General features: G+C 64.5%; 13 protein-coding genes. 12 read left to right on the forward strand and 1 reads right to left on the reverse strand.

All coding sequences use genetic code 11. The features are described 5' to 3' along the window. The first annotated feature begins 91 nt into the window (after nt 1–91). The 11 genes from glcD to LO50_RS06035 all read left to right on the forward strand — a co-directional run bounded on the left by glcD (nt 92) and on the right by LO50_RS06035 (nt 12,310). Nucleotides 92–1,591 carry a glycolate oxidase subunit GlcD gene (gene glcD / locus LO50_RS05985; protein WP_003297908.1) on the forward strand — a complete coding sequence of 500 codons (1,500 nt, stop codon included), beginning with the start codon at nt 92–94 and terminating at the stop codon, nt 1,589–1,591. After that, nucleotides 1,591–2,652, forward strand: coding sequence for a glycolate oxidase subunit GlcE (gene glcE, locus LO50_RS05990; protein ID WP_023444556.1), 1,062 nt, complete (start codon nt 1,591–1,593; stop codon nt 2,650–2,652). The genes glcD and glcE overlap by 1 nt, the downstream gene beginning before the upstream one ends. A gap of 6 nt (nt 2,653–2,658) precedes the next feature. Next, a complete protein-coding gene (gene glcF, locus LO50_RS05995; protein WP_044314424.1) occupies nt 2,659–3,876 on the forward strand; it encodes a glycolate oxidase subunit GlcF in 1,218 nt (405 codons plus the stop codon). Nucleotides 3,877–3,949: 73 nt separating this feature from the next. Continuing rightward, a complete protein-coding gene (locus tag LO50_RS06000; protein WP_015278494.1) occupies nt 3,950–4,354 on the forward strand; it encodes a heme-binding protein in 405 nt (134 codons plus the stop codon). 20 nt (nt 4,355–4,374) lie between these two features. After that, nucleotides 4,375–6,555: a malate synthase G gene (locus LO50_RS06005; protein ID WP_044314425.1), complete on the forward strand. Its 2,181-nt coding sequence runs from the start codon at nt 4,375–4,377 to the stop codon at nt 6,553–6,555. A 215-nt stretch (nt 6,556–6,770) separates the two neighbouring features. After that, a complete protein-coding gene (locus LO50_RS06010) occupies nt 6,771–8,474 on the forward strand; it encodes an L-lactate permease (protein ID WP_044314426.1) in 1,704 nt (567 codons plus the stop codon). 114 nt (nt 8,475–8,588) lie between these two features. Continuing rightward, nucleotides 8,589–8,756, forward strand: coding sequence for a rubredoxin (gene rd / locus LO50_RS06015; protein ID WP_003283319.1), 168 nt, complete (start codon nt 8,589–8,591; stop codon nt 8,754–8,756). A gap of 36 nt (nt 8,757–8,792) precedes the next feature. Beyond that, the gene (locus tag LO50_RS06020; protein WP_044314427.1) at nt 8,793–9,977 is read left to right on the forward strand and encodes an NAD(P)/FAD-dependent oxidoreductase; all 1,185 of its coding nucleotides are present in this window, start codon (nt 8,793–8,795) and stop codon (nt 9,975–9,977) included. A gap of 149 nt (nt 9,978–10,126) precedes the next feature. Continuing rightward, entirely contained in the window at nt 10,127–10,399 is a 273-nt protein-coding gene (locus LO50_RS06025) for an HU family DNA-binding protein (RefSeq protein WP_044314428.1), read from the forward strand. Nucleotides 10,400–10,538: 139 nt separating this feature from the next. After that, a complete protein-coding gene (locus tag LO50_RS06030) occupies nt 10,539–10,913 on the forward strand; it encodes an SCP2 sterol-binding domain-containing protein (protein ID WP_044314429.1) in 375 nt (124 codons plus the stop codon). 230 nt (nt 10,914–11,143) lie between these two features. Continuing rightward, entirely contained in the window at nt 11,144–12,310 is a 1,167-nt protein-coding gene (locus tag LO50_RS06035) for a Fic family protein (RefSeq protein WP_044314430.1), read from the forward strand. Nucleotides 12,311–12,364: 54 nt separating this feature from the next. On the opposite strand, the gene LO50_RS06040 is transcribed toward LO50_RS06035, so the two are convergent. After that, nucleotides 12,365–13,273 (reverse strand): LysR family transcriptional regulator, encoded by a 909-nt coding sequence (locus LO50_RS06040; RefSeq protein WP_044314431.1) that lies wholly within the window; start codon nt 13,271–13,273, stop codon nt 12,365–12,367. Nucleotides 13,274–13,446: 173 nt separating this feature from the next. Here LO50_RS06040 and LO50_RS06045 point away from each other — a divergent pair, with 173 nt between their 5' ends. Then, nucleotides 13,447–14,628, forward strand: a complete 1,182-nt coding sequence (locus LO50_RS06045; RefSeq protein ID WP_043218113.1) for an acyl-CoA dehydrogenase — start codon at nt 13,447–13,449, stop codon at nt 14,626–14,628. Nucleotides 14,629–14,663 lie beyond the last annotated feature (35 nt).

Genomic DNA, 14,663 nt, shown 5'->3' on the forward strand with positions numbered 1-14,663 from the left:
CATGGACTGGGGACCATCTTCGACGTTAAAGATGCGTCATTCCACCGCAGTCGTTCGCGCTGGCTGCAACCCACGAGAACCGGAACCTGCCATGAACATTCTCTACGACGAACGCGTCGATGGTGCGTTGCCCAAGGTCGACAAGGCCGCCCTGCTGGCCGAGCTGCAGGCGCAGTTGCCCGATCTGGACATCCTCCACCGCAGCGAGGACCTCAAGCCCTACGAGTGCGACGGGCTTTCCGCCTACCGCACCACGCCGCTGCTGGTGGTGCTGCCCGAGCGCATTGAGCAGGTCGAGACGCTGCTCAAGCTCTGCCATCAGCGCGGCGTGCCGGTGGTTGCCCGTGGCGCCGGTACCGGCCTGTCTGGCGGCGCGCTGCCACTGGAGCAGGGCATCCTGCTGGTCATGGCGCGTTTCAACAAGATTCTCGAAGTCGACCCGGCTGGGCGCTTCGCCCGGGTCCAGCCCGGCGTGCGCAACCTGGCGATCTCCCAGGCCGCGGCCCCCTATGAGCTGTACTACGCGCCGGACCCCTCATCGCAGATCGCCTGCTCCATCGGCGGCAACGTCGCCGAGAATGCCGGCGGTGTGCATTGCCTGAAGTACGGCCTGACCGTGCACAACCTGCTCAAGGTGGACATCCTCACCGTCGAGGGCGAGCGCATGACCCTCGGTTCCGATGCACTGGATTCGCCGGGCTTCGACCTGCTGGCGCTGTTCACCGGCTCCGAAGGCATGCTCGGCATCGTCACCGAGGTGACGGTCAAGCTGCTGCCCAAGCCGCAGGTGGCCAAGGTGCTGCTCGCCGCCTTCGACTCGGTGGAGAAGGCCGGTCGTGCGGTGGGCGACATCATCGCCGCCGGCATCATCCCCGGTGGCCTGGAAATGATGGACAACCTGTCGATCCGCGCTGCCGAGGACTTCATCCACGCCGGTTATCCGGTGGATGCCGAGGCCATCCTGCTCTGCGAACTGGATGGCGTCGAAGCTGACGTGCATGACGACTGCGCCCGCGTCAGCGAAGTGCTCAAGCTGGCCGGTGCCACCGAAGTGCGCCTGGCCAAGGACGAAGCCGAGCGCGTGCGTTTCTGGGCCGGACGCAAGAACGCCTTCCCGGCGGTCGGGCGCATCTCGCCGGACTACTACTGCATGGACGGCACCATCCCGCGGCGCGAATTGCCGGGCGTGCTCAAGGGCATTTCCGATCTGTCCGAGCAGTTCGGCCTGCGCGTGGCCAACGTGTTCCACGCCGGCGACGGCAACATGCACCCGCTGATCCTCTTCGATGCCAACCAGCCCGGTGAGCTGGAGCGCGCCGAGGAACTGGGCGGCAAGATCCTCGAACTCTGCGTCGAGGTCGGCGGCAGCATCACCGGCGAGCACGGTGTCGGCCGCGAGAAAATCAACCAGATGTGCGCGCAGTTCAACAGCGACGAGCTGACCCTGTTCCACGCGGTGAAGGCGGCGTTCGACCCGAGCGGGCTGCTCAACCCCGGCAAGAACATCCCGACCCTGCATCGCTGCGCCGAATTCGGCCGCATGCACATCCACAACGGTCAGCTGCCTTTCCCCGAACTGGAGCGTTTCTGATGTCCGTAATCGCCAACGACGCCAGCGCGCTGTTGCTGGACCAGGTCAACCAGGCGCTCGCCGCCAAGACCCCGCTGCGCATTCAGGGTGGCGCGACCAAGGCGTTCCTCGGTCGCGCGGTCGAGGGCCAGCTGCTCGACGTGCGCGAGCACCGCGGCATCGTCAGCTACGACCCCACCGAACTGGTGGTGAGCGTGCGTGCCGGCACACCGCTGGCCGAACTCGAGGCCACCCTGGACGAGGCCGGGCAGATGCTGCCCTGCGAGCCGCCGCACTTCGGCGAAGGCGCCACCGTCGGCGGCATGATCGCCGCCGGGCTGTCCGGCCCGCGGCGCCCGTGGAGCGGTTCGGTGCGCGACTTCGTGCTCGGCTCGCGCATCATCACCGGCCAGGGCAAGCACCTGCGCTTCGGCGGCGAGGTGATGAAGAACGTCGCCGGCTACGACCTGTCGCGCCTGATGGCCGGCAGCTTCGGCTGCCTCGGCGTGCTCACCGAAGTCTCGCTCAAGGTACTGCCCAAGCCGCGCCAGTGCACCAGCCTGCGCCTGGAGATCGACCTCGAGCGCGCGCTGCTCAAGCTTGCCGAATGGGGCCAGCAGCCGATTCCGATCAGCGCCGCCAGCCACGACGGCCAGGCGCTGCACCTGCGCCTGGAAGGCGGCGAAGGCTCTGTTGGTGCGGCCCGCGAGCGCATCGGTGGCGAGGATCTCGACCCCGGCTACTGGAACGATCTGCGCGAGCAGCGCCTGGCGTTCTTTGCCGACCCGCGCCCGCTGTGGCGCCTGTCGCTGCCGAACAACACGCCGGCGCTGGAGCTGCCGGGCGATCAGCTGGTGGACTGGGCCGGCGCCCAGCGCTGGCTGAAGTCCGATGCCGACGCGGTGACCATCCGCGGCATCGCCATTGAGGTCGGCGGCCACGCCACCTGCTTCAGCGAAGGCGCCACGACCAATCCGTTCCAGCCGCTGTCGGCGCCGCTGCTGCGCTATCACCGCCAGCTCAAGGCCGCGCTGGACCCGCAGGGGATCTTCAACCCCGGCCGCATGTATTCCGAGGTCTGACGACGTATGCAAACCAATCTGAGCGAAGCGGCGAAAAAGCTGCCGCGCGCCGAAGAAGCCGAAAGCATCCTGCGCTCCTGCGTGCATTGCGGTTTCTGCAATGCCACCTGCCCGACCTACCAGCTGCTCGGCGACGAGCTGGACGGCCCGCGCGGGCGCATCTACCTGATGAAGCAGATGTTCGAAGGCGGCGAGGTGACCGAAAGCACCCAGCTGCACCTGGATCGCTGCCTGACCTGCCGCAACTGCGAGACCACCTGTCCGTCCGGCGTGAAGTACCACAACCTGCTGGACATCGGCCGCGATTTCATCGAGCAGCAGGTGCAGCGCCCGCTGGGCGAGCGAGTCGTGCGCGGGGGCCTGCGCACGGTGATCCCGCGTCCGGGCCTGTTCAAGGCGCTGCTGGGCGCCGGCAATGCGCTGAAGCCGCTAATGCCGGCCTCGCTCAAGGATCACCTGCCGCGCGAAATCCGCCCGGCCAAGCCGCGCCCGCAGGTCATGCACAGCCGTCGCGTGCTGATGCTCGAAGGCTGCGTGCAGCCGAGCCTGTCGCCGAGCACCAACGCCGCTGCCGCGCGGGTGCTCGACCGCCTGGGCATCAGCGTCAGTCCGGCGCGCGAAGCCGGTTGCTGCGGCGCGGTGGATTACCACCTCAACGCGCAGGATGCCGGCCTGGACCGCGCTCGGCGCAATATCGACGCCTGGTGGCCGGCTATCGAAGCCGGTGCCGAAGCCATCGTGCAGACCGCCAGCGGCTGCGGTGCCTTCGTCAAGGAATACGGTCATCTGCTCAAGGATGACCCGGCCTACGCCGCCAAGGCCGCGCGGGTCAGCGAGCTGGCCAAGGACCTGGTCGAGGTGCTGCGCAGCGCCGAGCTGGAAAAGCTCGACGTGCGCGCCGACAAGCGCATGGCCTTCCACTGCCCATGCACCCTGCAGCACGCACAGAAGCTCGGCGGCGCGGTCGAAGACGTGCTCACCCGCCTAGGCTACCAGCTTACCGCGGTGCCGGACGCGCACCTGTGCTGTGGCTCGGCCGGCAGTTATTCGATCACCCAACCGGAGATTTCCCACCAGCTGCGCGACAACAAGCTCAACGCGCTAGAGAGCGGCAATCCAGAGGTAATCGTCACCGCCAACATCGGCTGCCAGACCCACCTCGACGGCGCCGGCCGCACGCCGGTCAAGCACTGGATCGAAGTGGTCGAGGAATCGATGCAGTAGCAACGCCTCATGGTTCGGTCGCCCAGTCAGGGCGGCCAGCGAACAACCGAAATACGAAGACAGGAGAATCGAGATGAAAAGCAAAGCCGTACTGAGCCAGACCGAAGTCGCCACCATCCTCGCCGCCGCCCGTGCCGAAGCGCAGGCCAACGGCTGGGCCGTGACCATCGTCGTCGCCGACGACGGCGGCCATCCGCTGGCGCTGGAGCGTCTGGACGGCTGCGCGCCGATCGCCTCCTACATCGCCACCGAGAAGGCCCGCAGCTCGGCCCTCGGCCGTCGCGAAACCAAGGGCTATGAAGACATGGTCAATGGCGGCCGCAGCGCCTTCCTCTCCGCGCCGGTGGTCTGCTCGCTGGAAGGCGGCGTGCCGGTAGTGGTTGACGGTCAGGTCATCGGTTCGGTCGGCGTCTCCGGCGTGACCGCCGCGCAGGATGCCCAGATCGCCAAGGCCGGCGTCGCCGCCCTGGCCAACTGAACAGACAAGGAGAACGACTGATGACCGAGCGTGTAACCCTGGGCCGCCTGCAAGTTGCGGCCAATCTGCAGCGTTTCATCGAAGACGAAGTCCTGCCGGGCACCGGTATCGAAGCCGCCGCCTTCTGGCAGGGCCTGGACACTCTGGTCCATGACCTGGCGCCGAAGAACCGCGAGCTGCTTGCCGAGCGCGACCGCATGCAGGTCGAGCTGGACGGCTGGCACAAGGCCAATCCGGGCCCGATCAAGGACATGGCGGCTTACCGCGCCTTCCTCGAATCCATCGGCTACCTGCTGCCGGTGCCGGGTGAGGTGAAGATCGAAACCGCTAACGTCGACAGCGAAATCGCCACCCAGGCCGGTCCGCAGCTGGTGGTGCCGATCATGAACGCCCGCTATGCATTGAACGCCGCTAACGCTCGTTGGGGCTCGCTGTACGACGCGCTCTACGGCACCGACGCCATCTCCGAAGAGGGCGGCGCGCAGAAGGGCCCGGGCTACAACGAAGTCCGTGGCGCCAAGGTCATCGCCTACGCGCGCAACTTCCTCGATCAGGCCGCGCCGCTGGCGCAGGGCAGCCACGCCGACGCTACCGCCTACCGCGTGCAGGATGGCCAACTGAAGGTCACCCTGGAGAACGGCAGCGTCACCGGGCTCCAGCAGCCTGAGAAGTTCGTCGGCTTCCAGGGTGAAGCGGTCGAGCCGAAGGCCGTGCTGCTGAAGAACAACGGCTTGCACGTCGAAATCCAGATCGATCCGAACAGCCCGATCGGCCAGACCGATGCCGCCGGCGTGAAGGACCTGCTGGTCGAATCCGCAGTTTCCACCATCCTCGACTGCGAAGACTCGGTCGCCGCGGTGGATGCCGACGACAAGGTGCTGGCCTACCGCAACTGGCTGGGCATCGTGCAGGGCACCCTCAGCGAGGAAGTTGCCAAGGGCAGCTCGAGCTTCGTCCGCCGCCTGAACCCGGACCGCGAGTACAGCGCGCCCAACGGTGGTGAGCTGAAATTGCACGGTCGCTCGCTGCTCTTCATCCGCAACGTCGGTCACCTGATGACCAACCCGGCGATCCTGCTGGAAGACGGCCGCGAGATTCCCGAAGGCATCATGGACGGCGTGTTCACCAGCCTGATCGCCAAGCATGACCTCAAGCGCAAGGGCAACTCGCGCACCGGCAGCGTCTACATCGTCAAGCCGAAGATGCACGGGCCGAAGGAAGTCGCCTTCGCCGACGAGCTGTTCGGTCGCGTCGAGGACCTGATCGGTGTGCCTCGCTATACCCTGAAAATGGGCATCATGGACGAGGAGCGCCGTACCAGCGCCAACCTCAAGGCCTGCATCGCGGCCGCCAAGCACCGCGTGGCCTTCATCAATACCGGCTTCCTCGACCGTACCGGCGACGAGATGCACACCTGCATGGAAGCCGGCCCTGTGCTGCGTAAGGGCGACATGAAGTCCACTCCGTGGATCCAGTCCTACGAGCGCAACAACGTGCTGGTCGGCCTGGCCTGCGGCCTGCGCGGCAAGGCGCAGATCGGCAAGGGCATGTGGGCCATGCCGGACCTGATGGCGGCCATGCTCGAGCAGAAGATCGGCCATCCGAAATCCGGTGCCAACACCGCCTGGGTGCCGTCGCCGACCGGCGCCACCCTGCATGCGCTGCACTATCACCAGGTGAACGTGCAGACCGTGCAGAGCGAGCTGGAAAAGGTCGATCTGGCCGCCGAGCGCGATCAACTGCTCAACGACCTGCTGACCATCCCGGTGGTCGCCGAGGACAAGTGGAGCGCCGAGGAGAAGCAGCAGGAGCTGGACAACAACTGCCAGGGCATCCTCGGCTACGTGGTGCGCTGGGTCGAGCAGGGCGTCGGCTGCTCCAAGGTGCCGGACATCCACAACGTCGGCCTGATGGAAGATCGCGCCACCCTGCGTATCTCCAGCCAGCACGTGGCCAATTGGCTGCACCATGGCGTGGTGACTCGCGAGCAGGTGCAGGAAACCCTGGAACGTATGGCCAAGGTGGTCGACCAGCAGAATGCCGGCGATCCGCTCTATCGCGCCATGTCCGCCGACTACACTCAGTCGGCGGCCTTCCAGGCGGCCTGTGATCTGGTGTTCAAGGGACGCGAGCAGCCGGCCGGCTACACCGAGCCTCTGCTGCACGCCTGGCGCCAGCGTTACAAGGCCAGCCAGGCCTGACCGGCTAGGAGGCCGCGTGCTGCCAGAGGCTTGGCGCATGCGGTGCTGGGCAACAGCCCCAGACGCCCCACGGCGTCCGGGGCTTTCGAGCATTGGCGTCGAGGTTACGGCCTCGGCGCCGCGAGACGCACCGCGTGGGGGCGTTTCATGCGAGGCACCGGGCATGCCCGGACACAATAGAAGCGGTTCACAACAAAAAAGCAGGGACCCAACAAATGAGTCAAACACTACTGTCCATCCTGGCCTTCGTGCCGCTGGTGCTGGCGGGTGTGCTGCTGATCGGCTTTCGCTGGCCGGCCAAGTACGCCATGCCGCTGGTTTTCGTCCTCACTGCGCTGATCGGCCTGCTGGCCTGGGACATGACCCTCAACCGGGTCATCGCCTCGACCTTGCAAGGCCTGATCCTCACCGCGGCGATCCTCTGGATCATCTTCGGCGCGATCCTGCTGCTCAACACGCTGAAACATTCCGGGGGGATCAGTTCGATTCGGCGTGGTTTCTCCAACGTCAGCCCTGACCGTCGCGTCCAGGTGCTGATCGTCGCCTGGCTGTTCGGCTGCTTCATCGAGGGCGCCTCGGGCTTCGGTACGCCGGCCGCGGTGGCGGCACCGCTGATGGTCGCGCTGGGCTTTCCGGCGCTGGCGGCAGTGGTCATGGGGATGATGGTGCAGTCCACGCCGGTGTCCTTCGGTGCGGTGGGCACGCCGATTCTGGTCGGCGTCGGTGCGGGGCTGGACAAGACCGGTATCAGCGAGCAGCTGGCAGCGGTGGGCAGTAACTGGGAGGTGTTCTTCCACCTGATCTTCTCGCGCGTCGCCATCATCCATGCGCTGTGCGGGATTCTCATGCCGCTGATCATGATCAGCATCATGACCCGCTACTTCGGTCGCAACAAATCCTGGACCGAAGGTCTGGCGATTGCGCCGTTCGCGGTGTTCACCGGTCTGGCCTTCGTCATTCCGTATGCCGCGGCGGGTGTGTTCCTCGGTCCGGAATTCCCGTCGATGATCGGTGCGCTGGTCGGTCTGGCCATCGTCGTGCCGGCGGCCAAGGCCGGTTTCCTGCTGCCCAAGGACAGCTGGGATTTCGCCCCGGCGAGCGAGTGGCCATCCGAGTGGATGGGCAAGATCGAGATGAAGATCGAGGACGTCGCCGGCAAGACGCCGATTTCGGTGCCGATGGCCTGGGCGCCGTATCTGATCCTCGCAGCACTGCTGGTGGCGTCGCGGGTATTCCCGGACTTCAAGGCGCTGCTGATGTCGTTCACCTTCGGCTGGAAGGACATCCTTGGTGAGACCGGTGTGTCCGGTACGCTGGAGCCGCTGTATCTGCCGGGTGGCATTCTCTGCATCGTGGTGCTGATCACCTTCTTCCTGCATCGGATGAAGGCCGGCGAGCTGGGCGCGGCGATTTCCGAGTCGAGCAAGACCCTGCTTGGCGCGGGCTTCGTGCTGATCTTCACCATTCCGATGGTGCGGATCCTGATCAACTCCGGCGTCAATGGCTCCGATCTGGTGTCCATGCCGGTGGCCATGGCGCAGCTGGTGGCCAACAGCGTCGGCTCGGTCTATCCATTCTTCGCTCCGGCAGTCGGTGCGCTGGGCGCCTTCATCGCCGGTTCCAACACCGTGTCCAACCTGATGCTGTCGCAGTTCCAGTTCAACACCGCTGGCCTGCTCGGCCTGTCCGGTGCACTGATGGTGGCGCTGCAGTCGGTGGGTGCGGCGGCGGGCAACATGATCGCCATTCACAACGTGGTGGCGGCTTCGGCCACGGTAGGCCTGCTCGGTCGCGAAGGGATCACCCTGCGCAAGACCATGCTGCCGACCCTGTACTACCTCATCCTGGCCGGCACCATCGGCCTGATCGGGTTCTACGTGATGGGCATCAGCGATCCGCTGGCGGGTACCGCAGGCTAAGCCTGGCGGTATCGCGACGGGCGGCTCAGGCCGCCCGTTTTCATTTGTGGGATTGGTGCGGCGCGCTGTTCTGGTATAGCGTGCGTCGCAGTCGAAAGAGCATCGAGGTTACCCATGAAGAAATGGCAATGTGTGGTGTGCGGCTACATCTATGACGAAGCGCTGGGCGTACCGGAAGAAGGCATCGCGCCCGGGACGGCCTGGGAAGACGTGCCGGAAGACTGGGTTTGCCCGGACTGCGGTGTCGGCAAGATGGACTTCGAAATGATCGCCATCGGCTGAAAACCGTATCGCCAACCACCCAAACGAGGACATGACGTGAGCGCACCTGTAGTCATCATCGGTACCGGCCTGGCCGGCTACAACCTGGCCCGTGAATTCCGCAAGCTGGACACGCAGACGCCGCTGTTGCTGATTACCGCCGATGACGGGCGCTCCTATTCCAAACCGCTGCTGTCCACCGGTTTCGCCGCCAACAAGAACGCCGAGAGCCTGGGCATGGCCACCGCCGGTGCCATGGCCGAGCAGCTGAACGCCGAGATTCGCATCCATACCCGCGTCACCCGCCTCGATCCGGCGAATCGGCGCGTGTGGATCGGCAATGAACCGGTCTCATATCGCGATCTGGTACTGGCGTGGGGCGCGCAGACGATCCAGGTGCCGGTCGCAGGCGATGCCGCCGACGCGGTATTCCCGATCAACGACCTGCACGATTACGGCCGCTTCCGCGCCGCCGTCGCCGGCAAGCGCCGCGTGCTGATCCTCGGTGCCGGGCTGATCGGCTGCGAGTTCGCCAACGACCTGCTGCTGGGCGGCCACGAGGTCGATCTGGTCGCGCCGAGCGAGCAGGTCATGCCCGGCCTGCTGCCGCTGCAGGCGGCCCAGGCGGTAAGGCGTGGCCTGGAGGGCATCGGCGCGCGCTTCCACCTGGGCGCAACGCTGCAGCGCCTCGAACGCAGTGACGACGGCCTGCATGCGCAGCTTTCCGATGGCAATCGGCTTGCCTGCGATCTGGTGGTCAGCGCCGTTGGCCTGCGCCCGCGCACCGAGCTGGCAGCTGAGGCGGGGCTTGAGGTCAAGCGCGGCATCGTCGTTGATCGCCTGCTGCAGACCTCGGCGGCCCACGTCTACGCCCTCGGCGATTGCGCGGAAGTGGAGGGGTTGAACCTGCTCTACGTGATGCCGCTGATGGCCGGTGCGCGGGCCCTGGCTAAAACGCTGTTTGGCAATCCTACCTTTGTCAGTTATGGCCCCATGCCGGTCACCGTAAAGACCCCGGCATGCCCGGTGGTGGTCTCACTGCCTGCGCTTGATAGTGTCGGCAGCTGGACCGTCGAGGCCGAGGGTAATGATGTCAAAGCGCTCTATCTCGGCGCTTCCGGGCAGCTGCTCGGCTACGCCCTGACCGGCGCGGCGGTGCAGGAGCGGCTAGGGCTGAACAAGCAGCTGCCGCCAGTGCTGGCGGAACTACCGCAAATTCTGTCGCTAAAGTCCCCCGGCTGAGCTGGCGAGCCGCCTACAGGGACTGGCGCAGGTGCTAGCGCCGTGCCATTCTCCATGGGTCTGCCCCAGCCTAGAGCTGTTGCAGCGCCTTTAGCGCTGTTCTTGTGAACAGTACGGACACAACAACAAAAACGTCTCAGAGGCTCCCAATGCGTAAACCGGAACTCGCCGCAGCCATTGCCGAGAAGGCCGATCTGTCCAAGGACCAGGCCAATCGCGTACTCAACGCCGTGCTGGATGAAATCACCAACGCGCTGAACCGCAAGGACAGCGTGACCCTGGTTGGTTTCGGCACCTTCGTTCAGCGCCACCGTGGTGCCCGCACCGGGAACAACCCGCAAACCGGGCAACCGGTAACCATCAAGGCCAGCAATACCGTCGCCTTCAAACCGGGCAAGATGCTCAAAGACGCGGTCAACTGACGCTGCGCCAACCCGGAGCCAACGGGCTCCGGGTCAACCTGACTGCCTGGTCCGCCCCGGACCCATTCGTACCCGTCCTTCCTCCCGCCGACCAAGCCACTACAATGCGGCCTTTTCCCATACCGGTCGGTACCTCAACATGAAATTCTGCTTTCTGCTTTGGATGCTTGGCCGCCTGATGGCCAAGGCCAGCCGCACCAATCCCGAGTTCCAGCAGCAGCTGGGCGACAAGGACCTGAGCTTCCAGCTACACACCCTGGACGGCAAGGTCGCCCGGCATTTCGTGGTGAAGAACCAGCGCGTCACCAGCAGGCGCGGCCCGGCGAGCGAGCCAGCGTTCTCGCTTGGCTTCAAGGATGCCGCCTACGGCTTCGCCACCATGACCGCGAAGAACAAGCAGCTGGCGTTCATGCAGGGGATTCAGAACAAGGACATCCAGATCCAGGGGAATCCGGCGCTGGTGATGTGGTTTCAGGGGTTGATGAAGTATCTGAAGCCGAGAAAGAAGATGTGACCCTGCCGCGTCACCTTCTCATGTCCGGCCAAGAACCGTAGGGTGGAAAACCGCTTAGAGCGTCCATGCCTGAGCGGATCAGCTTTGACTTGGTCGTAACTCAAATTTAAGTTCGCTGAATGCATGAGTTGACTTGTGGTGTGGGTTGAATCATGGCGTTGGCTGGTATTTTTGCGGGTTTGCGTGGCATTGTGTCGACTTAATTGTTGAGCGGGTTGGAGATTTTCAACATGCCGAATTTCACTCATTACGACTTGGCTCTCCTCAATCCAGCCTTCGACTCACCACTTGTCGATGTCTTGAATGAGCTGGAGCACCTACGCCGCTACAGGCTGGCGGGGACGACTCCAGCAAGCCTTTTCTTCCAGCTCAAGAACGTTTTCCACATCCTGGAAAGCCTCGGATCTGCGCGCATTGAAGGCAACCACACAACCCTCGCTGATTATGTGGAAAGCAAGATGGAGGGAGATGACACGGCTACCGACCAACTGCGCGAAATCTCCAACATCGAGAGAGCCATGAGCTTCATCGAGCAGCATTTCAAGGAAGGAGACGACGTCAGCCTACATCTCGTTCGAGAATTGCACGCCATTACTGTAGGGGGGCTCGACAGAGAGGGAGACCGGACTCCCGGTCAGCTCAGGACGACCCAGGTTCGCATTGCGCAATCGGAGCACCTCCCGCCGGACGCCGTGCAAGTTGGTGGGTACATGGATGAGTTGGTGGCGTTCATCAATGCGCACGATCCGCAGAAGTACCACCTTATGAAAGTGGCGCTCGCGCACCACCGATTCGGATGGATTCACCCGTTCACCAATGGCAATGGGCGGGTGGTTCGTTTGTTGACGTACCTGATGCTCATCAAGTATGGATTCGATGTCTCCGCCGGCGGTCGACTGCTGAACCCCACTGCAGTGTTCTGCAATGATCGTGAGCGTTACTACGAGATGCTGGGCGAGGCTGATCGCGGTACACAGCAAGGCCTGGAACGGTGGTGTATCTACGTACTCCAAGGCATCCTCACAGAGCTGAGCAAGGTCGATCGGCTGTGCGACTATGGCTACCTTAAAGCCAGAATCCTGCAGCCGGCACTCGCCTTCTCTCGCGAGAGAGAACACATCACCGGCCAGGAGCACTCAATTCTTCGTCGACTTCTGGACACTGACAGCGGCGTGGCGAAGTCTGGAGACCTAGCGGATGCGATGCCGGACCTGAACGGGCCGCAGCGGACCTATCAAATCAAGAAACTGGTGGACAGACGAATGCTGGTCCCGATCCAGCCCAACTCCCGTCAGTACACACTGGGCTTCACGAACAACTACCTGCTTCGGGGCGTCATTCGTACGTTGACGGCCGAAGGCTTTATTCCTGAGCCTGTCGTAGCGGCACGGCCATAAGTGGCTGCCTATTAAGGTTAGCTGCCTGGTTCTCTTGGGGCGGCGATGAGTTCGTTAGGAGCTTGCCCACTCCCGCCAATCCCTCGCTTCCTCCTTCAACCAGTCCCGAAACGCCACCAGCCCCGCCGACTCCACCTTGCGCTCCGGAATCATCAGGTAATACGCCCGCGTCTCGCTGCGATAGGCGTGCGGATGCGCCAGCACCAGCCGTCCCTCGGCCAGTTCCCGCTGGATCAGGAACGGCGGGATCAGCGCCACCCCCATGCCATGCTCGGCCGCCTGCGCCAGCATGGAGAACAGCTCCAGCCGCGGTCCGGTCATGTCGCGGGCGACTTTCAACCCCAACGAATCAAACCACTGGCGCCAGGCGTAGGGTCGGGTGGTCTGCTGCAGCAACGGCAGTTCGGCCAGGGCCTGGGTCGTGAACGGCTGACCATCGCGCAGCAGGGCCGGACTGCAGACTGGCTGCAGGTCCTCGGGCATCAGGTAGTGCGCCTCGGTACCGGACCAGTCGGCATCGCCGAAGTAGATGGCAGCATCGAACTCGGTATCGGCGAACAGAAAGGGCCGGGTGCGGTTGGTCAGGTTCACCGTGATCTCCGGATGCAGCGCCTGGAAATGCCTGAGGCGCGGCACCAGCCATTGGGTGCCGAAGGTCGGCACCACGGCCAGCTCTAGGCTCATCGCGCCTTGCTGGCCCATCACCGACAGCGTGTCGCGCTCCACCGCGTCCAGCTGCGCCGCAATGCGGCGGGCGTAGGACTGGCCGGCGGCGGTCAGCTTCACGCCGCGTCGCGAACGGCGGAACAGCGCCAGGCCGAGGAATTCCTCCAGCCCACCGATTTGCCGGCAGATCGCGCTCTGGGTCAGCGCCAGCTCGTCGGCCGCGCGGGTGAAGCTCTCGTGACGGGCGGCGGCCTCGAAGGCGATCAGCGCGGCGGTGCTGGGAATCTTGCGACGCATTATGCAAAGACCTCATGGAATAAGCCTGCTAATGGACGCAGAGCTTATCTCGGAGTGAGAAAAACGCACAGTTTGGTGCGAAATCCTCGTTTGCGACGCGCCGTCGCGGCGCCTAGGATCAGCTCATCCCGCCCGCGTGACCGCGGCGCCGAAGACAACAAGAGGAGCCCCGAATGGCCGGCAAAGCAAGCTTCAACTGGATCGACCCGCTGCTGCTCGATCAGCAGCTGACCGAAGAAGAGCGCATGGTGCGCGACAGCGCCGCGCAATTTGCCGCTGACAAGCTGGCACCGCGGGTGCTGGAAGCCTTCCGCCATGAGCAGACCGATCCGGCGATCTTTCGCGAGATGGGCGAAACAGGGCTGCTCGGCGCGACCATTCCTGAGGCTTACGGTGGCAGTGGCCTGAATTACGTGTGCTACGGGCTGATCGCCCGTGAGGTCGAGCGCATCGATTCGGGCTACCGCTCGATGATGAGCGTGCAGTCGTCGCTGGTGATGGTGCCGATCTACGAGTTCGGCAACGAGGCGACCAGACAGAAGTATCTGCCCAAGCTGGCCAGTGGCGAATACATCGGCTGCTTCGGCCTGACCGAGCCGAACCATGGCTCAGACCCGGGCAGCATGGTCACCCGGGCGAAGAAGGTCGACGGCGGCTATTGCCTGTCCGGCAGCAAGATGTGGATCACCAACAGCCCGATCGCCGATGTGTTCGTGGTCTGGGCCAAGGATGACGCCGGCGAAATCCGCGGCTTCGTGCTGGAGAAGGGCTGGGAAGGGCTGTCCGCCCCGACGATCCACGGCAAGGTCGGCCTGCGCGCGTCGATCACCGGCGAGATCGTCATGGACAACGTGTTCTGCCCGGAAGAGAACGCCTTCCCCGACGTGCGTGGGCTGAAGGGCCCGTTCACCTGCCTGAACAGTGCCCGCTACGGCATCAGCTGGGGCGCGCTGGGTGCCGCCGAGTTCTGCTGGCACACCGCACGTCAGTACGTGCTCGACCGCCAGCAGTTCGGCCGGCCGCTGGCCGCCAACCAGCTGATCCAGAAGAAGCTGGCTGACATGCAGACCGAGATCACCCTGGCGTTGCAAGGTTGCCTGCGCCTCGGCCGGATGAAGGACGAGGGCAGCGCCGCGGTGGAAATCACCTCGATCATGAAGCGCAACAGCTGCGGCAAGGCGCTGGACGTGGCGCGCATGGCGCGCGACATGATGGGCGGCAACGGCATCAGCGACGAGTTCGGCGTGGCCCGGCACCTGGTCAACCTGGAGGTGGTGAACACCTACGAGGGCACCCACGATGTGCACGCGCTGATCCTCGGTCGCGCGCAGACCGGCATTCAGGCGTTCTTCTGAAACTGCTCCCCTCTCCCTCTGGGAGAGGGGCTGGG

This window comes from Stutzerimonas stutzeri (assembly GCF_000935215.1).
Lineage (GTDB): Bacteria > Pseudomonadota > Gammaproteobacteria > Pseudomonadales > Pseudomonadaceae > Stutzerimonas.